This is a genomic window from Pectobacterium betavasculorum (assembly GCF_000749845.1).
Lineage (GTDB): Bacteria > Pseudomonadota > Gammaproteobacteria > Enterobacterales > Enterobacteriaceae > Pectobacterium > Pectobacterium betavasculorum.
Genome location: NZ_JQHM01000014.1, coordinates 58,877 through 82,519, shown reverse-complemented (window position 1 = coordinate 82,519; position 23,643 = coordinate 58,877). Strand labels below are relative to the sequence as shown.

21 protein-coding genes and 5 pseudogenes are annotated in these 23,643 nt (G+C 54.8%); 20 read left to right on the top strand and 6 right to left on the bottom strand.

The window, feature by feature from the left end:
• The 3 genes and pseudogenes from KP22_RS18200 to KP22_RS21985 form a co-directional block, all read right to left on the bottom strand.
• Window positions 1–1,541 (bottom strand): condensation domain-containing protein (locus KP22_RS18200; protein ID WP_039309234.1); only part of this gene is annotated, 1,541 nt, incomplete at its 3' end.
• A 348-nt stretch (window positions 1,542–1,889) separates the two neighbouring features.
• Window positions 1,890–2,559: pseudogene (locus KP22_RS22265) on the bottom strand (IS5 family transposase); the annotation flags it as partial.
• Between the two features lie 244 nt (window positions 2,560–2,803).
• Window positions 2,804–2,973, bottom strand: a pseudogene (locus KP22_RS21985) (IS1 family transposase); the annotation flags it as partial.
• Window positions 2,974–3,200: 227 nt separating this feature from the next.
• On the opposite strand from KP22_RS21985, the gene KP22_RS18180 reads away from it, so the two are divergent.
• Window positions 3,201–4,321 (top strand): IS3 family transposase gene (locus KP22_RS18180; protein WP_155121812.1). Its coding sequence is split into 2 segments (ribosomal slippage): window positions 3,201–3,459 and window positions 3,459–4,321, totalling 1,122 coding nucleotides; the frame shifts between segments, so codons are not numbered across the junction.
• A gap of 26 nt (window positions 4,322–4,347) precedes the next feature.
• Here KP22_RS18180 and KP22_RS18175 read toward each other — a convergent pair.
• Complete coding sequence (locus KP22_RS18175; protein WP_039325635.1) at window positions 4,348–4,833, bottom strand: hypothetical protein; 486 nt, start codon at window positions 4,831–4,833, stop codon at window positions 4,348–4,350.
• Window positions 4,834–5,382: 549 nt separating this feature from the next.
• On the opposite strand from KP22_RS18175, the gene KP22_RS18170 reads away from it, so the two are divergent.
• The 16 genes and pseudogenes from KP22_RS18170 (at window position 5,383) to KP22_RS18100 (ending at window position 20,221) form a co-directional block, all read left to right on the top strand.
• Window positions 5,383–6,309, top strand: a complete 927-nt coding sequence (locus KP22_RS18170; protein ID WP_039325656.1) for a LysR family transcriptional regulator — start codon at window positions 5,383–5,385, stop codon at window positions 6,307–6,309.
• A 437-nt stretch (window positions 6,310–6,746) separates the two neighbouring features.
• Window positions 6,747–6,959, top strand: a complete 213-nt coding sequence (locus KP22_RS18165) for an AlpA family transcriptional regulator (RefSeq protein ID WP_039325633.1) — start codon at window positions 6,747–6,749, stop codon at window positions 6,957–6,959.
• Window positions 6,960–6,992: 33 nt separating this feature from the next.
• Window positions 6,993–7,856 carry a ParA family protein gene (locus tag KP22_RS18160; protein ID WP_039325623.1) on the top strand — a complete coding sequence of 288 codons (864 nt, stop codon included), beginning with the start codon at window positions 6,993–6,995 and terminating at the stop codon, window positions 7,854–7,856.
• Window positions 7,840–8,100, top strand: a complete 261-nt coding sequence (locus tag KP22_RS18155; RefSeq protein ID WP_039325621.1) for a type II toxin-antitoxin system HicA family toxin — start codon at window positions 7,840–7,842, stop codon at window positions 8,098–8,100. The genes KP22_RS18160 and KP22_RS18155 overlap by 17 nt, the downstream gene beginning before the upstream one ends.
• Window positions 8,093–9,817: a ParB family protein gene (locus KP22_RS18150; protein WP_039325620.1), complete on the top strand. Its 1,725-nt coding sequence runs from the start codon at window positions 8,093–8,095 to the stop codon at window positions 9,815–9,817. Before KP22_RS18155 ends, KP22_RS18150 begins: the two co-directional genes overlap by 8 nt.
• Window positions 9,818–9,828: 11 nt before the next feature.
• A complete protein-coding gene (locus KP22_RS18145) occupies window positions 9,829–10,392 on the top strand; it encodes a DUF2857 domain-containing protein (RefSeq protein WP_039325619.1) in 564 nt (187 codons plus the stop codon).
• Complete coding sequence (locus KP22_RS18140; RefSeq protein WP_039325618.1) at window positions 10,389–11,603, top strand: STY4528 family pathogenicity island replication protein; 1,215 nt, start codon at window positions 10,389–10,391, stop codon at window positions 11,601–11,603. The genes KP22_RS18145 and KP22_RS18140 overlap by 4 nt, the downstream gene beginning before the upstream one ends.
• Before the next feature lie 281 nt (window positions 11,604–11,884).
• Window positions 11,885–12,703 (top strand): PFL_4669 family integrating conjugative element protein, encoded by an 819-nt coding sequence (locus KP22_RS18135; RefSeq protein WP_039325616.1) that lies wholly within the window; start codon window positions 11,885–11,887, stop codon window positions 12,701–12,703.
• Window positions 12,700–13,260, top strand: coding sequence for a DUF3158 family protein (locus KP22_RS18130; RefSeq protein WP_039325614.1), 561 nt, complete (start codon window positions 12,700–12,702; stop codon window positions 13,258–13,260). The genes KP22_RS18135 and KP22_RS18130 overlap by 4 nt, the downstream gene beginning before the upstream one ends.
• Before the next feature lie 61 nt (window positions 13,261–13,321).
• Window positions 13,322–13,722, top strand: a pseudogene (locus KP22_RS21980) (single-stranded DNA-binding protein).
• A gap of 194 nt (window positions 13,723–13,916) precedes the next feature.
• Window positions 13,917–15,929: a DNA topoisomerase III gene (locus KP22_RS18120; RefSeq protein WP_039325610.1), complete on the top strand. Its 2,013-nt coding sequence runs from the start codon at window positions 13,917–13,919 to the stop codon at window positions 15,927–15,929.
• Between the two features lie 492 nt (window positions 15,930–16,421).
• Window positions 16,422–16,811, top strand: a pseudogene (locus KP22_RS23075) (DNA cytosine methyltransferase); the annotation flags it as partial.
• Window positions 16,812–16,960: 149 nt separating this feature from the next.
• Window positions 16,961–17,026: pseudogene (locus KP22_RS23070) on the top strand (hypothetical protein); the annotation flags it as partial.
• 21 nt (window positions 17,027–17,047) lie between these two features.
• Window positions 17,048–17,881 carry a DNA cytosine methyltransferase gene (locus KP22_RS23065; RefSeq protein WP_425311597.1) on the top strand — a complete coding sequence of 278 codons (834 nt, stop codon included), beginning with the start codon at window positions 17,048–17,050 and terminating at the stop codon, window positions 17,879–17,881.
• 233 nt (window positions 17,882–18,114) lie between these two features.
• Window positions 18,115–18,912 carry a hypothetical protein gene (locus KP22_RS18110; protein WP_039325608.1) on the top strand — a complete coding sequence of 266 codons (798 nt, stop codon included), beginning with the start codon at window positions 18,115–18,117 and terminating at the stop codon, window positions 18,910–18,912.
• 466 nt (window positions 18,913–19,378) lie between these two features.
• Window positions 19,379–20,221, top strand: a complete 843-nt coding sequence (locus tag KP22_RS18100) for a phosphoadenosine phosphosulfate reductase domain-containing protein (protein ID WP_039325604.1) — start codon at window positions 19,379–19,381, stop codon at window positions 20,219–20,221.
• 65 nt (window positions 20,222–20,286) lie between these two features.
• Here the strand turns inward: KP22_RS18100 and KP22_RS18095 are convergent, their stop codons facing one another.
• Window positions 20,287–20,610, bottom strand: a complete 324-nt coding sequence (locus tag KP22_RS18095; RefSeq protein WP_039325602.1) for an H-NS histone family protein — start codon at window positions 20,608–20,610, stop codon at window positions 20,287–20,289.
• Window positions 20,611–20,987: 377 nt separating this feature from the next.
• On the opposite strand from KP22_RS18095, the gene KP22_RS18090 reads away from it, so the two are divergent.
• Together KP22_RS18090 and KP22_RS18085 are read left to right on the top strand one after the other, a co-directional pair.
• Window positions 20,988–21,908: a DUF3577 domain-containing protein gene (locus KP22_RS18090; protein WP_039325601.1), complete on the top strand. Its 921-nt coding sequence runs from the start codon at window positions 20,988–20,990 to the stop codon at window positions 21,906–21,908.
• Between the two features lie 82 nt (window positions 21,909–21,990).
• Window positions 21,991–22,665: a DUF3275 family protein gene (locus KP22_RS18085; protein ID WP_039325599.1), complete on the top strand. Its 675-nt coding sequence runs from the start codon at window positions 21,991–21,993 to the stop codon at window positions 22,663–22,665.
• Window position 22,666: 1 nt separating this feature from the next.
• On the opposite strand, the gene KP22_RS22490 is transcribed toward KP22_RS18085, so the two are convergent.
• Window positions 22,667–22,879 carry a hypothetical protein gene (locus KP22_RS22490; RefSeq protein ID WP_039325597.1) on the bottom strand — a complete coding sequence of 71 codons (213 nt, stop codon included), beginning with the start codon at window positions 22,877–22,879 and terminating at the stop codon, window positions 22,667–22,669.
• A 72-nt stretch (window positions 22,880–22,951) separates the two neighbouring features.
• On the opposite strand from KP22_RS22490, the gene KP22_RS18075 reads away from it, so the two are divergent.
• Window positions 22,952–23,599: a hypothetical protein gene (locus KP22_RS18075; protein ID WP_039325596.1), complete on the top strand. Its 648-nt coding sequence runs from the start codon at window positions 22,952–22,954 to the stop codon at window positions 23,597–23,599.
• Window positions 23,600–23,643: the final 44 nt, after the last annotated feature.

Sequence of the window (23,643 nt, the reverse complement as noted above, 5' to 3'; positions counted from 1 at the left end):
TAGCTGAGCGATTGCTCGCCACACACCAGCGCCACCGCCTGCGGCGCACGGCGCACCTGGGCTTCGAACTGCTGGTGCAGGCACAGGCTGACCGGCTCGGCCTGGATCTGATTCCAGTCGTACAGCATGGTGCGCCGTTCGTCAGCCGACAGAAGACTTATCTGATCCACTCGCCGGTCGGCATCGGCGATTATCGCATCGATAATCGCCGACAGATGCGTAAGATAGCGGCCAACCGTCCTGTCCGATAGACGCTGTTCATCATATTTAAGTACTAAATTCAGTCCATTAACTGATTCGATGATTTCTGCGTTAAGCAGATTGCCAATATCGCTGTGACTTATCTGCACCGGGTACGATACCGTGTCCCACCCGCCCCAAGATACCGTAGCGTCCGTACGATTTTCGTCCGGCCCGCACACGGTGCCGACCATTAACTTCATTACCCCCGTCGCGCCACGATCGACTTGGTATGTGAACTGGGTTTGGATATAAGCATGCTGAGCGGAGGGGCGATGGATCGGCAAACGTTCAATCATGAGCTCAAAGGGGTAGTGCCGGTTGCGTTTGGCCTGTCGGACGGTGGCATGTAAGGCGGTCAGCAGTTCGCCGATGGTTAAGTCCGTATCGAAATGCGCCATAATGGGCACAACATGAGTACAGTTCCCCACTGTGTTTCGCCAAGGCCCCTGACCGCGCGCCGGCATTGGGCTCCCCACCATGATGGTGTTCTGAGCAGTATATTTACGCAGGAAAATAAAATAGCTAGCGAGCAGTACCTCAAACAGAGAGGTGCCGTACTTGGCAGCCAACGCGCTGAGCCCCCCCATCTGCTCATCCGACACAGCAAAGGATTGGCTGCGAGGCCGGGGCATGGACGACCCCGCCGAGTCGGACGCCAATTGCAGATCAAAACCTGTGGCGCCAGCGCCGGAGAATGTCTGCTTCCAATATTCAAACTGTTTTTTGCCCTGAGGACTTTCCAGCCAGGCGGCCTGGTGAGCGACATAGGAGAAAAAATCAGGATCGTCACTGACGGTCTCGAGCGGCAATAGCGTCTTTTGCGCCAGCAGCGCGCTCCACTCTTCCATCAGTATCCAGAAGGTATTGCCGTCGCAAATCAGATGATCGATAACCCAAAGCAGGACGCTCTCCCGAGCTGAAATACGATACAGATGAGCGCGCACCAGCGGCTTATCATCGTCAAAGGGACGCCGGTACTCAGCCTCAATATGCTGGCGCAGCGCCGTTTCCGACCAAGAAGATGCATCATGCAGGAAGAAGGGAGCCTCATCCAGAGGAAGAATTCGTTGCTGAGGCCCATCATCACCGTTGCGGAATGTCGCGCGCAACATCGGGTGATGCGCCATCAATAATTTCAGTGTATGGCAGATAAGATTAGGATCGACATCGCCTAGGATGCGAGGACAGAAAGCAATATTGTAACCGCCACGAAGATGAGGCGCTTTCTGATAGGAAATCCAAAGACTACGTTGGCTTGCGGAAAGTTCGCTCCACATTTCACTGATTTCTGTACGCATTATCCACATCCTTATAGGAGACATGACACTCATGCTTATATCGCTATTATCGGCCGATGATATTGTTAAGTATGCGATAAAAAATAAACAGAACTCATTATTCCGAATAGATTTAACACTATACATTTACAATTATCAGCCTAACTATTTGATACAAAATTAACGTAACAATGAGATTGAAAAAGCTAAAGTACAAAATAGTAAAAACTTATAAGATTATGAGTCAATAAAGTTACAAAATCATTAAATCCAAAATAGCCAGTTTTTTTTTAAACACAAAGAAATAAATACAGAGAAACTGTTAAATAATATTTCAAATTAGGAATCTATCCCAATAGGATTTTATTCCACCCAACGGCGCGCTTTAAAGCTCTCACTCCTTATGACCTCTGCCTCCTCTTTCCTCGACCGGATATGAGGTTCATAACGACGGTCCTTCAGGTAGGTTTCCAGCCATTCGGCATCGTAACCTTTATCCATACACAAGCGGAGTCTTTTGCCTGGTCTGCCCGTCTCAAGTGCATCAAACGTCTCTAAGACTAGTTTTATGTCGTGGGTATTCGCGCCTGCAACAACCACAGAGAGCGGCAGCCAGTTAGCATCGGTAGCAGGCTACGCTTTACGCCTTGTTTTCACCGGTCTGTGGGGTTACGACCTGTTTTTTTGAGCCTGCCAAAGGGGATTTTGTCATGCAACCGTCCATCGACAGCCATGACCAGTCAATGATATTCAACTGCTCACAGGCCAGCAATCCATTCTGCCAGAAGCGTTCAAAAACCCCGGCATCACGCCATTCCTAAAACCGGCGATGAGCAGAGCTGGATGAACATATTCCGGTGGCATTGAGCGCATTCCACTGACAACCGGTTCGGAGCACAAAGAAAATAGCCTCCATCGCGACGCGATTATCAACGCGTTTACGATGCGTCCCTAGCGGGTGACGTGTTTTGTGTTCCGGGATGAGATGAGCCATTTTTTCCCAGAGTTCATCACTGAGTTGCCATTTATTTCCCACTATTTCCCCTTCATAAATGATCATTATTTATTAATGACAACTCCTTTTGGGATAGGTTCTAAGTCATTGTAAACATATCTTCAATTGATTCACATTGTTATAGCCATGCGAGATATCATTATGACTTCATGTTAAAATAGAAATAATATGAGATGTAAAGTTTCAGCATAAAACATTCATGAACATTATTTCCGCTTACTACAGGAGGGTTATTCACCATCGTCGTAAATATTGGTAATACTTCCAATTAGTAGAACATGAATTTCTCGATAAAGGTGTCAATCACTTTTTCGTTTAGTTCTATAGTGTGTGAGAAGCAAATTGTTTGCCGGGCGATCCTTTTATTCTGCTTCTCAGCGTCAGGTTGTTACGCTCAATACGCTGAGTGAATATCTTACCGATCAGATGTTTCTCTTCCGCTTGTCAGCGCCAGTGATATAAGGCGGTAATTCACCGTTTAGATAGTCCACTCTATCCAACATATTTTTTCCTTGAAGTTCTCACACAAGAAAGGACATCAGCATGATCAGCAGAGAGGTTTTACATGAGCGCCAACAGGGGGCGAACGATCTCTGACCTGCTCCCCGTTGATTAATACACCGCGATGTTAGTAATGTCTTCATAAGCCACATGAGGACATCCCCATGAAGAAGCGTTTTTCCGACGAACAGATCATCAGTATCCTCCGCGAGGCTGAAGCCGGGGTTTCTGCCCGTGAGCTCTGCCGTAAGCACGCCATTTCCGACGCCACCTTTTACACCTGGCGTAAGAAGTATGGCGGTATGGAGGTGCCCGAGGTTAAGCGCCTGAAGTCGCTTGAGGAAGAGAACGCCAGGCTCAAGAAGCTGCTTGCCGAAGCCATGCTGGATAAGGAGGCGCTTCAGGTGGCTCTGGGGCGAAAGTACTGACGACAGGCCAGAAGCGGGAAGCCGTGGTGTTGATGTGTGATGCGACCGGTCTGTCGCAACGTCGTGCCTGCCGGCTTACAGGTTTGTCCCTGTCGACCTGCCGTTATGATGCTCAGCGTCCGGCTGCTGATGCACATTTATCAGGGCGTATTACTGAGCTGGCGCTTGAACGCAGACGTTTTGGTTATCGGCGCATCTGGCAGTTGCTGCGTAGGGAGGGTCTTCACGTCAATCACAAGCGGGTATACCGTATTTACCACCTTAATGGACTGAGCGTAAAACGCAGACGACGCCGTAAAGGGCTGGCGACCGAACGGTTTCCGCTTCTGCGCCCGGATGCACCGAACCTTACATGGTCGATGGATTTCGTTATGGACGCACTGGCCAACGGTCGCAGGATCAAGTGCCTGACCTGTGTGGATGATTTCACGAAGGAGTGTCTGACGATCACCGCTGCTTTCGGTATTTCAGGCGTTCAGGTCACGCGTATTCTGGACAGCATCGCGTTGTTTCGGGGGTATCCGACGACAATAAGAACCGATCAGGGCCCGGAATTTACCTGCCGCGCGCTCGAACAATGGGCCTTTGAGCATAGTGTGGAACTACGGCTTATCCAGCCAGGTAAGCCAACGCAGAACGGATTTATTGAGAGTTTTAACGGACACTTTCGCGATGAGTGTCTGAATGAACACTGGTTCAGCGATATTCTTCATGCCCGGAAAACGATTAATGACTGGCGGCAGGATTATAACGAGTGCCGTCCCCATTCATCGCTGGATTACCAGACACCAGCTGAATTCGCAACGGACTGGCGAAACAGGAAATATGAAGAAAAACCAACCGACATTACTAACTGAAGGTTGTATCTAATCCCGGGGGCAGGTCACTCAGCCTCCAATTTCTCGGCGTAGCCGTCGTACAGTTTCGTTATCCAGTGTTCGAAACAGGAAAATACAGAAACGGTGAAATCTAGCATCAAACTTCCTACCATCCCATTGATACGATCACAGAACAATGCCCTAATATCGGACAACGAGGCTTCAAAATCTTCATGCTCCAGCGAAGCAGGCTTGCCATCGACCTGAACGTCAAGTGTCAGATGCTGTTCCTTGAGAAGCTCACTCAACAGTTCGGGACAAAGATGCCTCGCAGCGGTATTAGATAACTCTTCATTCATCATAAATATAATCGGTAGATCGCACACATGCCTGAGGCTTGCATAATAGTTACGCACCTCGATGAACGGCAGGCGATTCTTGTTTATCTGGTAATTCCCGCGCAGCGTGTGCTTTTCCAAAAGAGTGGCCTTATTCTTCAATGCCATGAAAGCAGCGATTATATTTTTATGATTGCTATCGAAAGTACTCATCCGAAACCCACATTCAGAATTGTTCATTGTTTGTACACCACGCTGATCAGCGTGGACCACGAATAGAAAACGTATTGTTACATCATCGCTTACAACCTGTCATTGACCGACGTCGGCCGCTGCCTCGGACTCGACCAACTTGACAACGCATTCACCGGCTTTCTTAACTCATCGGAAGGAACAACAACCTAGGGCGATCCATGCTGTAACCCATCACAGGCAAGCGCCAGACCTCATCAGCTCTACCCCACTACATCCAGAGACAGAAACACGCAACGTGTGAACAAAACCCCATAAGAAGCAGCCTTAGCATTAGCGATGCTCCACAGCCGGGTTGATCTGCTCGTTTTCCGCACCTGCCCCCTAAGAAAAACTCGGTTCAGCAAGCTATTGAAATGCCCTAAACCCTCACAACCAGTTGAGGCTGCATTCAACGTGGGGTGCCCCGCAAAAGACAGCCCAAACACACGAATAAGTCCTATTCGCGTGGCGGAGCCTTCCTCCATAAAAAGGAATCAATACCCAATGGAAAGAAAGGAGTATGAAAATATGAGGATACGCTACCTGCGGTATTTCCTGATCGTTGCAGAAGAACAAAGTTTCACCCGAGCTGCGGCCAGAGTTCATATCGAACCATCCCCTTTATCCCGAGCCATCAAGGAACTGGAGAACCATCTGGGGGTTCAACTGCTTCATCGGTCCAAAGGACGTATCAGGCTGACCTGGCCAGGAGAAGTGTTTCGCGAAGAGGCTCAACGCATCATTGCCTTTATAGAGAATGCTCAAACACGGGTCAACTCAGCCTCGCAAGGCTACCGTGGCCGACTGCGTATTGGACTTGCAGACAGTCTGGCTCCACCAAGGCTGACAACACTGCTCGCTCGTTGCCGTGAAGAAGAGCCGAGCACAGAGATTAGGATCACGGAAATGACCGTCAGCGAGATGTTACTGGCAATCAGCCACGATCAAATCGATGTTGGTTTTACTGTCGATAATTCAATCATACCGGGATATCTCAAAGAGGTTGTATGGACGGAGCGCCCAGCCATTGCGATCCCAACTCATCACCCGTTACTCTCACAAGAAAAAATCTCTGACGCCGAGATACTTCGCTATCCGCTAGTGCTTTGCCGCCCCGAACAGTGCACTGGTGGATATAACCTGACTCGACATTTGTTCAGCAATCCGTCACTCCCCACACCAAACATTGCCGAGTATGTTTCAGGGCATGAACCCATGATCATGTTAGTTGCAGCAGGCTATGGAATCGGTATCGGGCTGGCATCCCAAATTGCTCTCTATAACCATCCAAATGTCATTATCCGAGAAGCAGCAGACAATATTCCCAGCACAGCTACGTTTGTCGTAACAGCAGAAAGAGAACGCTCAGCAGAGCTGGTTCGATTTATCAACCAGGCTATCGCAATCGGAGAAATGCCAACTTTGCCGCACGCCCCACCTCCCCGAACACTGTGACACTATCATGAAACAAAAGGACTTTTTTTGTCACTTTCATGACAAAAAACAGTCCTTCTATTGCACAAAAATGCTTGCTACACAGCTTTAGTGAACGATCTCGTATAGTTCCCAAGGCTTGAAGCGCGTGTCAACATCAAACAAAAATCAATCTCAGACATTTTTCGTCCACAGGCAAACAACAATCAAAATATTTCGCCTGCTCATTTTTATGCATTGAAAGGTTTGATCAGATGCATGCTTTATCGGTTGGAAGTGATAACCAATATTGTCACTTTTTGGGGCAAGTAGGTTTTGGCTTAAATCAAATGTCGTGCTTGTTGCGACAAGAAAGCGGTGACCCGCTCGTCCCTATTGTTTGATGTGGCTTATCGATGGTGTCTATTTAATGGCAGTCACCCTCAATAAGCGCTACCAAGCATTAAGGAGTGACTGTCATGTTCCAACAGAACACTGTTCCCGTTCCAGAGCGTCGCATCCTGCGTCGGGCTGAAGTTGAAGCCAAAACCGGCTTTAAAAGGGCTCATATTTATAATTTGATGAAGGAGGGTAAGTTTCCCAAGGCTCTGCGCCTCGGCGTCCGCGCCGTCGGATGGGACTCTGCCGAAATCGATCAGTGGATCACTGATCGTCTCAAAGAACGCGCCTGACTGCTCCCAGTCACTCATAACCAGGAGCAGACCATGCAGGTGATTTCTGTTATTTCGACAAAAGGTGGCGTGGGTAAAACAACCATTGCAGCCAACCTAGGAAGTTTCGTTGCCGATGCAGGATTGCGCGTACTCCTACTCGATCTCGATATGCAGCCTACGCTGTCCTCTTACTATGAGATGCTGAGCCACGCCCCTGGCGGCATTTATGAACTACTGGCATTCAACGAGCAGGACCTGGGAAAGATTGTCTCTCGTACCACCATTGATCGTCTGGACCTTGTGCTATCCAACGATGAACACCGGCATTTGCACACGCTGCTGCTTCACGCTCCGGACGGCAGGCTGAGGCTGCACAACTTATTGCCTGTATTCCAGCCACACTACGACCTCGTTGTTATTGATACGCAGGGAGCACACACCGTCTTGCTGGAGATGGCATTACTGGCATCGCAACAAGCCATTTCGCCTGTCACGCCAGAAATACTCGCCGCCCGGGAGCTACGTCGGGGAACCTTGCAACTGATCGCGGACATCGCGCCTTATCGTAATCTGGGCATTACACCCCCACCGCTACACCTGCTGATCAATCGCGTGCCAGCCGTGTCGTCCAATGCCCGTATGATCCAGAAAACCTTGCGCCTGATTTTTCAGGAGCAAGCGGGCATCCACATTCTGGACACCGAGATACCCGCAATTGAAGCGTTTCCCCATGCAGCGACTCGCGGTCTGCCGGCACATCGCGTTGAGCGTATCAGGCCTTATGGTCGCCAGACCCGCTCTGCGCGAGAAATCATGTGCAGTCTGGCAACCGAATTGCTGCCCCAGTGGCGTGAGCAGTTCGCACTGGTCACAGGAAAAACCAGCGGAGGGCATGCCCATGTCAAATGCTCGTGAACTGGCTAAAGGCCACAAGCAACTACTACCGCTGATCGAATACGCACTGCAAGAAGGCTGGGAGGTTGTGCGTACCTCTGGTGGGCATTTGAAGTTCACCAAGTCTGGTATGCCACCGATCTTCACCAGTTCGACAGCTAGCGACTATCGTGCCGGGCGTAATGCGCGCGCCTTACTACGGCGAACACAACACCAGTTTGCTACTGACGAATCCTCTCCTGACAAGGGAGGCCACCATGCCTGATATTTCCGTACAAGACCTTGCCAGCAAACTTCTGAGCGAAGGCTTCACGAGCAAAGCACCCATTGCAGAGGTGTTGAGCGCACCTATTGCAGAAACTGCAATGGTTATCACGCTCGATGAGCTATCACCATATGAGCTTGATCCACGACTAACGCGCAACCCGCTCTACGACGAGATCAAAGCCTCAATACGCGAGCGCGGACTCGACTCACCGCCCTCCATCACTCAGCGCCCAGGGGCAAAGGGCTATATCATTCGCAACGGAGGCAATACCAGACTCTCGATCCTGCGCGAACTCTGGACTGAGACCAGGGATGAACGCTTTTTCCGCATTCCATGCCTGTTCCGCCCATGGCCGGAACGCGGTGAAATCATCGCATTAACGGGGCATCTGGCTGAGAACGAGCTGCACGGTGGCCTGTCATTTATTGAACGTGCCCTGGGCGTCAATAAAGCACGGGAGCTTTATGAAGAAGAGACCGGGAAATCACTGTCACAATCAGAGCTGGCCCGCCGCCTCAAGGCCGATGGCTACCCTGTCCCCCAGCCCCATATCAGTCGCATGCAAGAGGCCATTCAATACTTGCTTCCGGCCATCCCTACTGTGCTTTATGCCGGGCTGGGAAGGCATCAGGTCGAGCAGTTGACCAGCCTGCGACGTGCTGCTGAACGGGCCTGGTCCACTCGCAGCACCAACACACACCACCACATCGACTTCACCACCTTGTTCCAGGATGTGTTGGTGATGTTCGACAGCACACCGGGCAATTTCAGTGCCCAGCGCGTACAGGATGAGTTGATTGGACAAATGGCCGATCTGCTGGAGATGGAATACGACACGCTGGCATTCGAGATCACCGACACCGATCGGCGTTGGCAGTTACTCAGCAATGAAGCACCATCGGCTGAACCTGGGGCATCGACGCTGCAAGAGAAAACGCCATTACCCGTCACGCCGCCCGGCGTTACATCGGAATCCACGTCGCCCAGAAACATCGAGCCATCAACAACCAGAAAGGCGTCTGCACAACCGGCATCGCCCCCGTCTGAACCTGTTGACCGCACCTCGCAAGACAAATCTGCGGCAGGAAACGACGAGCATGCCACGCTACTGCAACAGCATGTTGTTTCTCCTGCTGGCACAACCGAACGGCTGCAGTCGATTCAGCGGCTGGTCGCCGGCCATACTGGCGAGGCCCTGCCAGACTTCGAACGCAATGTCTTGCAATCCATCCCTATCCAGGCTGATAGCCTGTATCCGATCACCGATATCTGGCACATTGAGGCATCACTGGATGAACCTTCTCGACTACGCACCCATATTGCGCAGTTTGCCGCAGAAATCGCCCATGAAGTCGGTGCGCAAGATGCTATTGAGCCATACGAAAATGGCATCGGATTCAGTTGCAAATGCGCCGATGACCGTTCCAACACAGATACGTCAGCATCCATGGTGCTGGCGCTGCTGCACGCCCTGAGCGCCCCCTATCTGCCCGCCACACATCCGCTTTCAGATACCGCGTCTTCGATCCGGTTTGGGCTACTCGGGCATTTGTTGCAGGGAATATTGGACGCGAGCAATGACGCAAACGATGCAACACAGCGGCTCAATGACAGCGCACTGGTGAAGATGTTCCGATTGCTACGGCTGACCCGCAGGCTGATCGACATTGAGAACGACACACAGGATGACGGCGACGTCATTCCCGGATCATGAGGATCACAGCCATGACCGGTCCACACCCTCTCAATCAGGCTGTCATCGCACAGGCACTGCATGATCTGCGCAATGGCCAATTGCGCAGAGCCAAGTCCATGGGATTCGATGACACTGACCTTGACGCACTGAAACATCCTGCCATGGCAAGCGTGTTGGCCAACGCTAACGTGTCCTGGTGCTCCGTCGTGGTCAACCGAGATGTGCTGCGTCGCCTCCTGCATCAGGTCGACGATGTAACCGAGGAAGTCGCCAGAATCGACCGGCTTCTGCGCCTGGGTGCCAGTACCGAACTTATCAGCAAGTTCTTCGGGCTCACCCATCAGGAAATCGCGTTGCGCCGCAGTGTGATCGGATTGCCAAAAAGGAAAGGTCGCCATCCGGTTCTGACCGAAGAGCAGGATACCAATCTGTGGCACCGCTGGTCTGCTGCAGTCAAGTCACAAAAAGTGGCACTCAATGACGATATGGAGATGCTGGATATCGCAGCGGAACTTGCCGAAGCCACGGATCTGCCGCTGTCCGTTATCTGGAGTGCCATACGCGGATGGATTGATGAAGGGCAGACCAGATGACGGGTGGCCAGCCACGCACAAACGGCCCCATCCGGCTGAATGAGCTGTTCGACCAGGCTTTCTCCCGTCTGCAACCGCAATCTGCGAAGCCGGTTCAATCCGCCTCATCGCCTGCGGCAACGGATGGTTTCCTCTTTAGCGGCAACCACCACGACAGTGTGCCACGGGCACTACTGATGGACGGGCGACTCACCCCGCTTGAACGCAACGGCTGGCAAGTTTTCCGGTTGATGCTCGCAGAAGATGGTATCACCGCGATGCCAACGTACGATCAGCTCGCCCCCTGGCTCGCTTCCATGCCGTGCGCGGCCAAAGCGTCTCACGAAACAGTCGCACGCACCCTGACGATGCTGCGCCTGACCCGATGGATCAGCCTGGTCAGACGCAGACGTGATCCACGAACAGGCCGCATTCTGGGCAACCTCTATGTCCTGCATGATGAGCCACTCACGCCCTATGAGGCAATCCAGCTTGACGCCGACTACCTGGCGCTGGTCAGCCAGTCTCTGGTTCATGCCAGCAAATCTGTCCAGCGTGTCGGCATGTATACGCTACAGGAGATGTCCCAGGACTCGATGCTCAGCGGCCAGGTACTGCCAACCCGATTGCAGGTGCTGACGCAGCGTCTGGCCGCACAGGGCTGGCGCATGGATTCACGTTACCCACAGGATATGAACGATCACAATTCCGAAGAAGGTATAACGCCCCCTCTTCGGAATAATGGCGACCTGACTTCGGATTCCAAATCAGGCCTGAGCGCCAGCAAAATCAACCCACTTCGGAATCCGAAGAGCATAAGTACAGTACATATAAAAGAAAATAATAAAAAAATACTTACAGTACCGCGTGCGCAAGAACTTGGAATGCTGAGTTTCCCGGAGCGTTTTATGGCACTCAAGGCTGAGCAGCAATCCGGTGCGCTGGCCGCATTACAGTCGGTTGAACCCAGTTTGCACCAATCCGTCCTTGACGAATGGGATGCCCGTTGCACGACAACCACCATTCGCAATCCTGCGGGCTATCTGTTTGGCATCATCCAGAAAGCCCTGCGTGGTGATTTCCGAGCCTGGGCTGGGCAGAGGGACAACACACAAATAACTCCTGCCACCAAACCACGTGAAGCGCCTCCTCCACCGCAGCCGCCTGCGGCAAACAGAGATGTCGCACTGGCCCATCTGGCACGGCTGCGCAAATTGCTGGATGCCCCCTGAATTCGACATGTCCACAATCATCCATAGTCGTCTATACCCTGGGTATAGCTGCATACATAGCCTTCCAGACGAGATACACACAACTCATGCAGAAATAGCCATGCATCGTCCACTGACGTCCACCGTCGCCTATACCCCGGGTATAGCTGTACACACACCCTTCCAGCACGAGGCATCCGTTGCTTCGCAAAACAGGCTGACCAGCAGTGCGGTTTCATGACTGACGGCCTTCCCATTGCAGCCGAAGCTGACGATTCATTTCACTACGGAGAGTCATCATCATGGCCCACGAAAACAATGCCACTGAATCCTTGCAATTGAACCTGGGGTCATTGCGCAGTGCGATGTCACTGACCCTGCACACTCACCACGCATCGCGTATCTGGCACGGACGCGCAGCCGCAGAAGGCAAACCCGGCATCGTCGGCTTGAACGGATTTGTCTCCATCATGAACAAGCTCAAGCGCGGGGCCGAGCAGGACGACCCCTACTCTGACTGGTGGATGTTGCGCATCGAAGACAAGCTGGCGCTCACCAAAGAACAGCTCCAGAGCTTGCGCCAACAAGTGGATCAGGCACTGGCAGACGTACCGTCCGCGCTAAGCCTTGGAGAAAACATGAATGTGCAACCCGTCAAGCTGCCACTGTTCGTCTCCTCGCAACTGGGCTTTATGGCGGTCTATTTACTGGCCGACTACGACGATCTTGCCCGCCGCCTGATCCTGGCCCACCACACCGCATTGATCGACCGATCAACTCTCGAACGCTGGCTTAACGACGGTGCCCATGCCCTGCGCAGTCTCTTCAGTCTGGCACAGCAATACCGCTACTCCGGCACCCAGCGTGACGACTTTGCCGCCAACAATGCCGCAGCCCGTGCCGCAGTAGAAAAGTTCGGAGAACTGCCGCAGGACGTACTCGAAGGCGCGCGCCGTTCACGCTTCGCACCACCTTTGATCCGGCGTGGACAAACGCATATGGCGCACTCAGGCACCACGAATCAAACACCCTCACACGAAGACGAGCCTGCGGATGCCCCTGCCAGCGCCAGCGAAAAGCCAACCGAAGGTACACAAAATAGCGAGGATGACCACGCATGAGCGCATCGACACGTTTCACCATGCTGGAACAGACCACCTTCCAGCAGTTGGAACATGCAGGCTACCTAAAAGGCCTTTTAAAACCTTTTAAAGGTAAAGGGGCACTCGAAGTCTGGGCCAGCCAATGCGAGGCACTGCGCGACGACCTGATCGTGCTGGCGCAGCGGCAGGTTCTGGCGCAGGCACGCAGCCATCCCTTCAACCTGCTACCGACGCAACTGGCCCAGCAAACCACTGGCGCAGGCACCACTTTCCTGCGCTGGCGCAACCTCGACCGCAGCAGCATGGGCGTGGCCCTGTGGCAAGAGGTGATGGTCAACCCGGCCACGCCACTCGGACTCATCAGCGATTTACATGCAATGGAAGTCCAGCGAGCCGTGCTGAACATGCAGATTAGCCTGTTGCACACACTCACACGCCAGGCCAGGGACTGCGCCAGCAAACTGGTTCATGCCGACGAAGTTTATCTGCGCCGGACAGGCCATCAGGCAGATCTGAGCCAGCCACATCCAGGTGAAGACCGCATGAAATATCCGGCATCGGTACAACGCCGTTGACGGTTTCCGCCTGCATTGTCTTTCCAGTGCGGGCCTTTCACATCAAGCAGGAGTCATCCATATGAGTACACATTTCAGCGGCGAGGGAAATATCGGCTCTGCGCCAGAGTTCCACGAATATCCCAACGGTAACGAAGAACCACGTCGGGTGCTGCGCCTGAACGTCTACTTCGACAACCCCGTCCCCGGCAAGAGCGGTGCCTTTGAAGATCGCGGCGGCTTCTGGCGGCCAGTTGACTGGTGGCATCGTGACGCGGAGCAATTGCTGGACTGTTCCAGAAAGGCATGCGGGTCGTGGTTGGCGGACGTGTGGAGCGCGACGACTGGACCGATGAGAACAACAACCCGCGCACGACTTACCGGGTCAATGCACGCGGCGTTGGCATCCTCCCTTACCGAATCGAGGCCATCACCCTGAGCCCCAAGTCAGGGTCAGCAGATCCGGGGCCATCGGCCGAGTAACACATCGCACTTCGGGACGATCCCAGACAGTGGTCGTCCCCTATTCCACTGATGTCTATTGCGTTTCTCACGCTCAGATTGGCATATCAGATGGGAAAATCGAATACGTTGGCTCGTAATCCGTATTCTTTATAACTTTAAAATCTCCAGCCGGGAATACTCGACGGCATGATTCACGTGCCGTCGAGTATTCCATGAAGCTATTTCTGTGCGAGAAGCCCTCCCAGGGCAAAGATATCGGACGTGTACTGGGGGCTACCCAACAAGGCAAGGGTTGCCTCACCGGTTCAGGTATCACCATAACCTGGTGCATCGGTCATCTCGTTGAAGCAGCACCGCCCGATGCCTATGGCGAGCAGTACAAACGCTGGTCTATCGAGCAATTGCCCATTATCCCCGAGCGCTGGCGCGTCGACGTCAAATCCAAGACCGCCTCGCAGTTCAACGTCGTCAAAGACCTTCTGAGCAAGGCCAGCGAACTGGTCATCGCAACGGATGCTGACCGGGAAGGCGAGTTGATCGCACGCGAGATCATCGAACTGTGCGGTTATCGCGGCCCTATCCAGAGGCTCTGGTTATCGGCACTCAATGACGCGTCGATCCGCAAAGCACTGGCAACACTCAGGCCATCAAGCGAAACCCTGCCGATGTACTTCTCGGCCCTGGCCCGCTCCCGCGCAGACTGGCTGATCGGCATGAACCTCAGTCGCCTGTTCACCGTCATGGGGCGACAGGCCGGTTACGACGGCGTACTCTCCGTTGGCCGGGTACAAACCCCAACGCTGAAACTGGTTGTCGATCGCGACCGCGAGATCGCTCGCTTTGTCTCAGTGCCGTTCTGGACAGTCGAGACCGTGCTATCAAGCGCAGGTCAATCTTTCACTGCAGGCTGGCTGGCACCAGATACAGCAACAGACGATGCGGACCGTTGTCTGCAGGAGCCCATAGCCCGACAAGCGGCCGAACGCATGCGTATTGCTGGCAGCGCACAGGTCACGTCTGTCGAGACGGAACGCCTGCGTGAAGGCGCACCGTTACCCTTCGATCTGGGTACACTGCAGGAAATCTGTTCCAAGCAACTGGGCCTGGATGTGCAGGAAACCCTGGAAATCGCCCAGGCACTGTACGAGACTCACAAAGCCACGACATACCCGCGCTCAGACTCCGGCTACCTGCCTGAAAGCATGTTCGCCGAAGTGCCTACAGTACTCGACAGCCTTCTCAAGACCGATCCAGGCCTGAGGCCGATCGTTGACCAGCTAGACCGCAATCAGCGATCACGTGCCTGGAACGACAGCAAAGTCACGGCGCACCACGGCATCATCCCCACACTCGAACCCGTCAACCTTAAGGCAATGAGTGACAAGGAACGGGCAGTCTATATGCTGATCCGTGCCCACTATCTGGCGCAGTTTCTGCCGCAACATGAGTTTGACCGCACCACTGCACGCTTATCCTGTACGGGTGAAACGCTACAGGCTGTCGGCAAGCAGGTCGTCGTCATCGGGTGGCGGCAGGTGCTCGCTGAGCCCAGGCCAGACGATGATGGCGAGATCACTCCGCGCAGCCAGGTTCTGCCAGCGCTGCATGAAGGTTTGTCTTGCCAGATCACTGGAATCGACTGCAAAGCGCTCAAGACATCGCCGCCACGTCCTTATACCCAGGGCGAACTGGTCAAAGCGATGAAGGGCGTTGCTAAATTGGTTGCCGATCCACGCCTGAAGCAAAAGCTGAAGGACACCACGGGTATCGGCACTGAGGCGACTCGCGCCAATATCATCAAAGGATTGCTTGACCGTGGCTACCTGCAGAAGAAAGGCCGTTCGGTACGTGCCTCCGATGCGGCCTTCACACTCATCGACGCCGTTCCCGGTGCCATTGCCGACCCCGGCATGACCGCCATCTGGGAACAGGCGCTAGACATGATCGAAGCCGGTCAGCTCACTCTTGATGTCTTCATCGACAAGCAGTCAGCCTGGATTACGCAGTTGGTACAGCAGTATCGAGGAGCATCGCTGTCTATCAAGGTGCCACAGGGACCTGCATGCCCAGAATGCGGCACCGCTATGCGTCAGCGTACTGGCAAAAGCGGGCCATTCTGGTCTTGCCCTCGCTATCCTGACTGCAAAGGCTCTCAGCCTATCGACAACGGCAAACACAAACGTGCTATGCCGCGCAAACGTAACAGTAGCACACGGGCATCCTGAACCGCCCTGAACCCAAAAGCCATGCCACATCTTCAGTGATGACATGGCTCCCCCCGCGCCCATGCGGGAATCCCCGCGCACCAAGCCTTCTACTAAACAGTGCGCACTTCGCTATGCTCCGGCAGCGAGGCAGAGGGCAACTCGTCCACGGATCGCACCAGACGCTTTCCCTCTTCTCCGGTACTTCCGCCTTCCTTGAAGGGTTTCCTGATGCTTTGTTTGAGAGGCCAGACATCAGGAAACCCTTCGGGGATGACGGTATTCGTTGCCGCGCCCAACGGCGAAAAACTGGGCTCCCTTTGTGTGTGGATACATGCCAGAGGATTCCGGCCACAACCACGATAACGGCCGGGTGCGATTGCTGCGACAGCGAACGGTTTTGACGACGACCACATCCTGAACCAGCCCACAGGTGGTTTATTCCTACCAAGTCGGAGGCCAGCAGGTCCCCGACACTTTTTCTCCTGATTTACGACACACACGGTTGGGCCTATGGCCCTGAACCAAAAAACAGGAGACCCCATGAACATGCAACCTACACCCCATGTACTGCAATTCGGCAGCGTCTGCAGTGGCATCGAGGCAGTCAGCCTCGCCTGGGAACCACTTGGTATGAAAGCCGCCTGGTTTTCGGAAATCGACCCTTTCCCGTGTGCCGTGCTCGCACACCGCTACCCCCATGTGCCCAACCTCGGCGACATGACGCGCATCGCCAACCAGGTACACGCTGGCGAGGTCATCGCCCCAGATATTCTGGTTGGCGGGACACCTTGCCAGGCGTTCAGCATTGCCGGCGCACGACGGGGACTGAGCGACCCTCGTGGTGCCTTAACCCTCAGCTACGTGGAGCTTGCCAATGTCATCGACCAAATCCGTCTCAAAAACCATCAGCCCCCCGCCACGCTCGTCTGGGAAAACGTCCCCGGCGTGCTCAGTGATCGACCTAACGCCTTTGGTTGCCTGCTGGGCGCACTGGCCGGAGAAAGCCATGCGCTCAAACCACAGGGTCCAAATGGGCGCACGCAGGTCACGTGTCTGGACCCCACCGGCGCATTGCGTGGCGGGTTCTCGATGCCCAATATTTCGGTGTCGCCCAGCGTCGCAAGCGCGTGTTTCTTGTGGCAAGTGGTCGAGACGACCTCGATCCCTGCGAAGTACTTTTTGAGCGCGACAGCGTGCGCGGGAATTCTTCAGCGGGCAGCTCGCCGTGGCAAGAAGCTGCCCGCGCTGCTGGAGCAGGCCCTGCGACAGCAAGCGACTATGCCGGACTGAGCCCCTATGACAAGGTGGTCACGACATTCAGTTTCGCTGGCGGTACAGGGCCAGTCAACGTGGCGGCCTGCCTGATGGCAGCCGGTTCAAAACATGACATCTGCACCGAGAACTTCCTGGTGCAGTCGATGGCAGGCCCCCTCAGCCATACACTGAACCCGGCAACGCATGGCAAAGACTACAGGGAAGATGGTGCCAACAAAGGTATCCCGATGATGGCCTTTACCGCTCAGGACTATGGCGCGGATGCCGTGAAAGACGTCACCCCGACATTGCGGACCAGGGCCTGGCCTGCCATCGCCTTTGCACAGAACGGGCGTGGCGAACTGCGCCTGGAATCGGGTCACGGCCAGATCGCTGGCACGCTGCTCGCCAGCGGCGGAAAGCCCGGTCAGGGCATGCCAACCGTGTTCAGCGTCACCCCGTCTGACGCGCACTTCCATTACACGCCGCTTGAGCATGATGGAGAAAACTGGCAGCAATGGAGGGTCAGGCGGCTAATGCCCGTCGAATGCGAACGCTTGCAGGGCATGCCGGATGGCTGGACGCTGGTGCCATATCGCGGCGGCAAACCTGCTGCTGATACCCCCCGCTACAAAGCGATCGGCAATTCTATGGCCGTACCATGCGTAGCCTGGCTGGGTCAGCGTCTGCTCCAGGCATTGCAGACACCTGGGTGACATCGCGCTAACCAATACGGGCACTTCCTGATGCGTGTTGTTCCACACACACGCACCGTTGCCACGTCATGCTGAATACATGTTCGCCGGTGTAGCTGGCAACATCCCAGGCAGTCAAGGCCATCAAGACTGCGACACGCCGACGGTGTGTTGGCTTTCGTTATTTTCTCATTCCACCCATAGGGGCTTTCCTCCCTTGTGGCTGGGGAGCTCCTTTTTTTGGAGACTTTCCCATGGATCATCAAACCATTCGCAATCAGATGCAGTCATTGGTGCGTGACCACGTTCCTTCCAATGCCCGCAGTTTCAGGTTCAACATTTTTGACGGCCAGCCCAAGGTTTCGACACTGGGCTTTCACATTGATCCCAAGCCTTTTGAAGGAAAGATCATCGCCAGGACGGAGGATGCCATTGTCGTCAAGACGGGTCGAATCGAGTTCGCCGTGCTTGACCGGACGCTCGTGACCGAAGATCCAGACGAAGGAGCCAAGGTGCAGGTCGAACCCTACGCACGGCATCGCTTCGACGGTCTTCGCGCAGACACTCCCGAAGAGCGCACCGAATACACCGCTGATGGCAAGCCCTACAAGCTCCAGACGTATGTCCTCGGCTCCGCCCCCGCCAAGCTTCCGATCCCGCAACCCCGCTGCCCGGAGTTACAGGAACTGATCAGGCAACTGGAGGAGCTGCCGGCACCGGATGGTTTTCGTCGGATTACGCACCTGCTGGTTGATGCGGGCGCGCGAGATTTCACCTGGGTCGATCCGCTGCCCAAGGACATCATCGCTACACCACCGGCTATCAGCTTCAACACCAACACGGCGAAATTCAATGGCCGCGTCACTGTGCAATACGAACGCGCCGATGACCTCTATGCCGTAGTGCTGAGCCACGATGGAGAGTTGGTTGAACGAGTTGACGGTGTGTTCTTCGATACCCTCGGAGACGTACTGTTCAGGCTGATCGACGATGGCAGTTGGCGTCGCATACGTGTGCGCACCATTCAAAAGCCGCTGCGACGCAAGTCATGACGCTACAGACAACCCGTCTATACGATGGGTTATCTGACCAGCATCGTTTACTTATCGCACCTCGACTGGGATACGCACCAATCCCCCGCCCCGGACAACACTTCTTCACTGTGTTGCCCGGCATACCATCCTCTCAGGAGTAACGTGTATGACTTTACGCTTCAAAGGAGCCGAATTGCGGCCCGTCATCGCCGAAGCTGTTGCCAATCAGTGCCGCATCATCCTGGTCAAGGATCAGGGTGTTTACCGGCATCCTGGATGGTGCTGGTGATCTCGAAGTGTCCGCTACCGCAACACAGATTTTCCTGCAAGTTGTCGCGACAAGCCCCGATAGCAACTGAGCCTCGTCCTCCATAGCCCCCTCATGGGGGCTTCTTTCCTCTCGCGCCAGCACCTCCACCGCTGACACGCATTCGTCTCAGCCCACTACAGGCCATTCCACCAGCGATACTCCGGAGACGCCCACATGCGCGACCCGTTCAAGATTGACTCCCCGGCCTGCATCAGTTTTTCCGGTGGCCGCACCAGTGCCTATATGCTGTGGCGCGTTTTACAGGCCAACGGCGGCCTGCCTGCCGATACCGTAGTCTGCTTCGCCAACACGGGCAAAGAAGTAGAAGCTACCCTGCGCTTCGTGCGTGACTGCGCCACACACTGGAAAACCCCTATCCACTGGCTCGAATATCAGGATGCTGCACCAGGGTTCAAGCGGGTCGATTTCACGACTGCCAGCCGTCAGGGTGAGCCTTTCGAGGCGTTGATCCGTAAACGCCAATACCTGCCCAACCCTGTTGCTCGCGGCTGCACCACCAGCCTGAAAATTCGGCCGATGCATAAATACCTGCGCAGTCTCGGTTGGACAGAATGGGATCAATTCATTGGCATCCGCGCCGACGAGCAACGGCGTGTCGCCAAAATCCGGGCGCGCGGTCACTCTACGGAATCAAGCCATGAAATGATGTGCATGCCATTGGCCGATGCAAACATCAGCGTATACGAGGTCAGTGCGTTCTGGCAGGCGCAGCCTTTCGATCTGGAACTGTTGACCGTGAAAGGCCGCACACTCGAAGGCAACTGTGATTTGTGCTTCCTCAAGCCACAAGGACAGCGCCTGGCCCTCATCAAGGCCAGACCGGAAGCCGCCATATGGTGGATTCGTATGGAATCACTGAATCTGGCCAGCAAAGCCAGTGGCACACGGTTTCGTATTGACGGTCCCAGCTATGCCGATCTGGCGCGCTTCGCCGCAAACCAGGGTGATCTGTTCGATTCAACCGAAGATGCGGTGGCCTGTTTTTGCGGTGATTAAATCGCGCCGCAGGGAAACCTGATTGTCTTGGGTCTGTACTGATCAGGTACCACTTTGGATAACGACTAGGGCAGCAACAACTGCTCCTGAGTTTTGCCCGCTGCGAGCGTCTCCTTGAACCAATTCGGCTGCTTGCCTCGACCACTCCAGGTCAGGCTTGGGTTGTCGGGATGTGCATATTTGGGAGCCACAGGATTTTTTACCCGAGGACTCGGCTTCGAGTTCGGGAAGACCTGCTCCAGCTCCAAATTTTCACCTTCCAGCAACTGCAGAATTTTCTCGCGAACAGCCTTGATGCGTTCACGTTCTCCCTTGACCAGTTGATCCTGTGCGGATGCGATCAGGTTCTTCAATTCGGCTGCGGACAGCGCCTGCAAATCAATCGACATTATTTCTCCCTCCATGGGTGATGCAGAAAGTCGTTAAGTACGCGTTTGTACCACGACAGCCATTTCCAGAGGAATGGCATCTCGAAAATAGGGAACGGCTCCAGTTCATATTTCTCGTCGCGCCAGCATTGAGGCACGGGCAGTCTGTCTGCATGTTTTGCTGACGTTGTCAGCGACATGCCACGCAACCACGGTCTCCAAGGTTGCGGTGCGGCAAAAACCGCATGACCGAGCCAGTTCGCCCAGCATCCTCACGCGAACGACCACCGGTTTCTACCGGTAGTGGATGCATCCGCCTTATCAACCCATCGCGGGGTGACACACCCTCGCCATCGGGCCTGGTGTGTCTCCGCTTCATTTTCAATGGAGATTTCACCATGAGCCATTCTACTTCAGGCGAAAAGGCCTATTTCGATCTGCACACCGAAGGTTACGGTCGTCTGCAGCGTGTGCGGGAAGTTCCTGTACGCGGTGGCCGACGTGCTCAGCCCTTTCTGGCTTGCACCATCGCCGCGTTGGTCGGCTCTGTCAAAGAACCGGTCACCCGCTATTTTGACGTCAAGGTCTCAGGTGCCGAGGCTAAAAAACTGGTCGAACACTACATCGGCATGGATGATCCAAAGCAGCGCCCGATGGTCAAGTTCCGGCTGGGGGATCTGTGGAGTGATGCATTCATCCGTCCCAGCGGTGAGCGCAAGGGTGAGCCAGCAGCCAGCCTCAAGGGGCGACTCCTGAAGGCTGAACTGATCGACCCAGCCACACTGGCGGCTATCGAACAGTACGAACTGATCACTCGGGGCATTGGCTACCTCAATCGACCCAAAGACGTTACACCCAAAGAGAGTGACCCATTCCTCACGTGCACCATCGGTGCCCTGGCCGGGCCTGTTGAAGAGCCGGAATACCGGTACATCAACACCATCGTGACCACGCCGGAGGCTCAACATCTGGTACGCCGTTGCGTGCAGGCCGTCGAGGCTGAGCGCAAGGTATTGGTGGTCTTTCGTCTCAACGACATGAAAGCCGATCCGTACCTTCGCACGAAGGGCGAGCATGCCGGCGAGCCGGCTGCGAGTCTGGAGTCCAGATTGATCCATATTGGTCTGATCAAGATCGATGGCCAATTGGTCTATCCCACTGCCAACCAGCCCCCCTCTTCTGGGCACGCTACGGTGGCATCCACTGCGTCAGAAAGCCCTGATAACAGCACGGATATGCCTTCTACGACGTCTGGTACAGCCGAACCTGAAGCGCAATCCTCGGTAGAAGAAGAGCCCGCTCTCGTCACTTCACGCTAAGCCGATCGGCAAGACCTCACATTGGGGTCTTGTCTCTTTTTCCAAGGTTATCGGTAGTACAACGCCTCCCAGGAGATTATCCATGGCTACAGCAGCCGTTCAATCCGCTCCCCCCATCATCGTTCGCGGCCAACTCGCAATCCGCACAATATCCGGTCGTAACGGCCGGTTCACAGTCGGTCGTCTCACCACCCACCTTGGGCTGTTCCATGTCAAAGATCCCGAACTGGAGCAGTATCCCGAGGGGAAGTATGAGGGTGAATTTGCGATTCGATATATTTATCCGAAAGCCTATCCTGTCGGCGACGGCATGCGATTCGAGATCCGGGCCAACCTGGATGGCATGACCTTGTCTGGTATCGACAAACTCAGCAAAGCAGAGGCTCGCGCCTTCGCCACGCAGGATGTCGATCCGCTTGATGAGGAATCGGGTACACAACCCGTTCCCACGCCAACCGCAATGCCCAAATCCAAGGCCAGGCCGGCCCCTGTGCAAGCCTCCAATGACCCACTGATCGACACCACGCCATTCGGCGTCGATGCGCCTTCCGCTACGGTGGCAGCCTCGGGCAATCCCGATAGTGACGACACCGCATTGTTCGGCATCCTCTGGCCGCTGGGTGAGTCGGTAAAGCTGGACTCGACCATTGACCGTCGCACCTTGCGCCTGCAGATCGGGCGGTTGAGCCAGTTGAGCTATGTGTTCGACGCCACGGCCCAGCAGTGGAACCGCCAGTCTGAATCCCTGACGACCTGATTCATCCAGCTACCGCTGTCGCGTTTTTCCCACCCGCCGGGGTCTTCCCCGCAGGGGAGGTTCCCGGTCTTTTCATTTGCAGCGTTTTCAGATCACTGTGCCTGAGAGCATGTTCACCGAAGTTCTGCGTGATGCCGAAAACAATGTCGGCAACCGTGTAGTCATTCACCAGGCTGACGGTTCGTTCGCTGAGCGTGAAGGCTGAACGGCTCACTCGCTTTCATCCCCTTGGGGCAACATTGCCCTACAGGCAGCGTTGCCCCTCAGTGTTATTGAGGACACCACCATGCCCGAATCTTCATTACCGCAACCGTTGTTCCGTATCGACGAATGCACTGACCTGATGGTCGATGCCTGCGTCTGCCGCGAGAATGGCGATCTGGTCTTTGTCTCAATCTGGGCGCGGGATACTGCCGTCCAGCAATTTATCGCCCGTCTCACACTCGGTCGCGATGAGGATGGATTGAACCAGTTTCACCTCATCACAGAACACGGCGGCTCCGTGCCTGTGTTCATCCACTCAGTCGAGCGCCTTGAAAAACGCCTGACCCGCAACTATCGCCGCACGCTGTTTGGATCACTCACCAATCTGTGGCTGTTCGACCAACGCTGCATCTGCCCTGACAAGAGCACAGCCAGCGCACTGGCGCTACTGCCACGATCTGCCGCTGAACCCACTGTTCGCTTGTGGCAACTCGTCAAAGACACATGTCCGCTGCCACTGCTCGACCACTGGCAAATGCCGGTGCTGGCGTTGCTGCGCAGCCACGACATGCTCCATGAGCTACCGGTCGCCCTCGGGCCGCTGCGGGGCTTTCGCCTTGGACTGGACGTACCAGCACTCACCGACGCGCTGGGCGGGCTTATTTGTAACGGCGCTCTCACGGCATACCCCTATCCGTCACAGATCTGGACACCGCAAGCGGTGGTCTGATCGTTCCACAGCAGGCGCACCTTACCAGGCACCTGCTCTTTCTT

Excerpts from the sequence above, each read along its gene's own strand:
- KP22_RS18175 (WP_039325635.1), bottom strand. The coding sequence starts at position 4,833 with ATGAGTACTTTCGATAGCAATCATAAAAATATAATCGCTGCTTTCATG.
- KP22_RS18170 (WP_039325656.1), top strand. The coding sequence starts at position 5,383 with ATGAGGATACGCTACCTGCGGTATTTCCTGATCGTTGCAGAAGAACAA.
- KP22_RS18165 (WP_039325633.1), top strand. The coding sequence starts at position 6,747 with ATGTTCCAACAGAACACTGTTCCCGTTCCAGAGCGTCGCATCCTGCGT.
- KP22_RS18160 (WP_039325623.1), top strand. The coding sequence starts at position 6,993 with ATGCAGGTGATTTCTGTTATTTCGACAAAAGGTGGCGTGGGTAAAACA.
- KP22_RS18155 (WP_039325621.1), top strand. The coding sequence starts at position 7,840 with ATGTCAAATGCTCGTGAACTGGCTAAAGGCCACAAGCAACTACTACCG.
- KP22_RS18150 (WP_039325620.1), top strand. The coding sequence starts at position 8,093 with ATGCCTGATATTTCCGTACAAGACCTTGCCAGCAAACTTCTGAGCGAA.
- KP22_RS18145 (WP_039325619.1), top strand. The coding sequence starts at position 9,829 with ATGACCGGTCCACACCCTCTCAATCAGGCTGTCATCGCACAGGCACTG.
- KP22_RS18140 (WP_039325618.1), top strand. The coding sequence starts at position 10,389 with ATGACGGGTGGCCAGCCACGCACAAACGGCCCCATCCGGCTGAATGAG.
- KP22_RS18135 (WP_039325616.1), top strand. The coding sequence starts at position 11,885 with ATGGCCCACGAAAACAATGCCACTGAATCCTTGCAATTGAACCTGGGG.
- KP22_RS18130 (WP_039325614.1), top strand. The coding sequence starts at position 12,700 with ATGAGCGCATCGACACGTTTCACCATGCTGGAACAGACCACCTTCCAG.
- KP22_RS18120 (WP_039325610.1), top strand. The coding sequence starts at position 13,917 with ATGAAGCTATTTCTGTGCGAGAAGCCCTCCCAGGGCAAAGATATCGGA.
- KP22_RS18110 (WP_039325608.1), top strand. The coding sequence starts at position 18,115 with ATGGATCATCAAACCATTCGCAATCAGATGCAGTCATTGGTGCGTGAC.
- KP22_RS18100 (WP_039325604.1), top strand. The coding sequence starts at position 19,379 with ATGCGCGACCCGTTCAAGATTGACTCCCCGGCCTGCATCAGTTTTTCC.
- KP22_RS18095 (WP_039325602.1), bottom strand. The coding sequence starts at position 20,610 with ATGTCGATTGATTTGCAGGCGCTGTCCGCAGCCGAATTGAAGAACCTG.
- KP22_RS18090 (WP_039325601.1), top strand. The coding sequence starts at position 20,988 with ATGAGCCATTCTACTTCAGGCGAAAAGGCCTATTTCGATCTGCACACC.
- KP22_RS18085 (WP_039325599.1), top strand. The coding sequence starts at position 21,991 with ATGGCTACAGCAGCCGTTCAATCCGCTCCCCCCATCATCGTTCGCGGC.
- KP22_RS18075 (WP_039325596.1), top strand. The coding sequence starts at position 22,952 with ATGCCCGAATCTTCATTACCGCAACCGTTGTTCCGTATCGACGAATGC.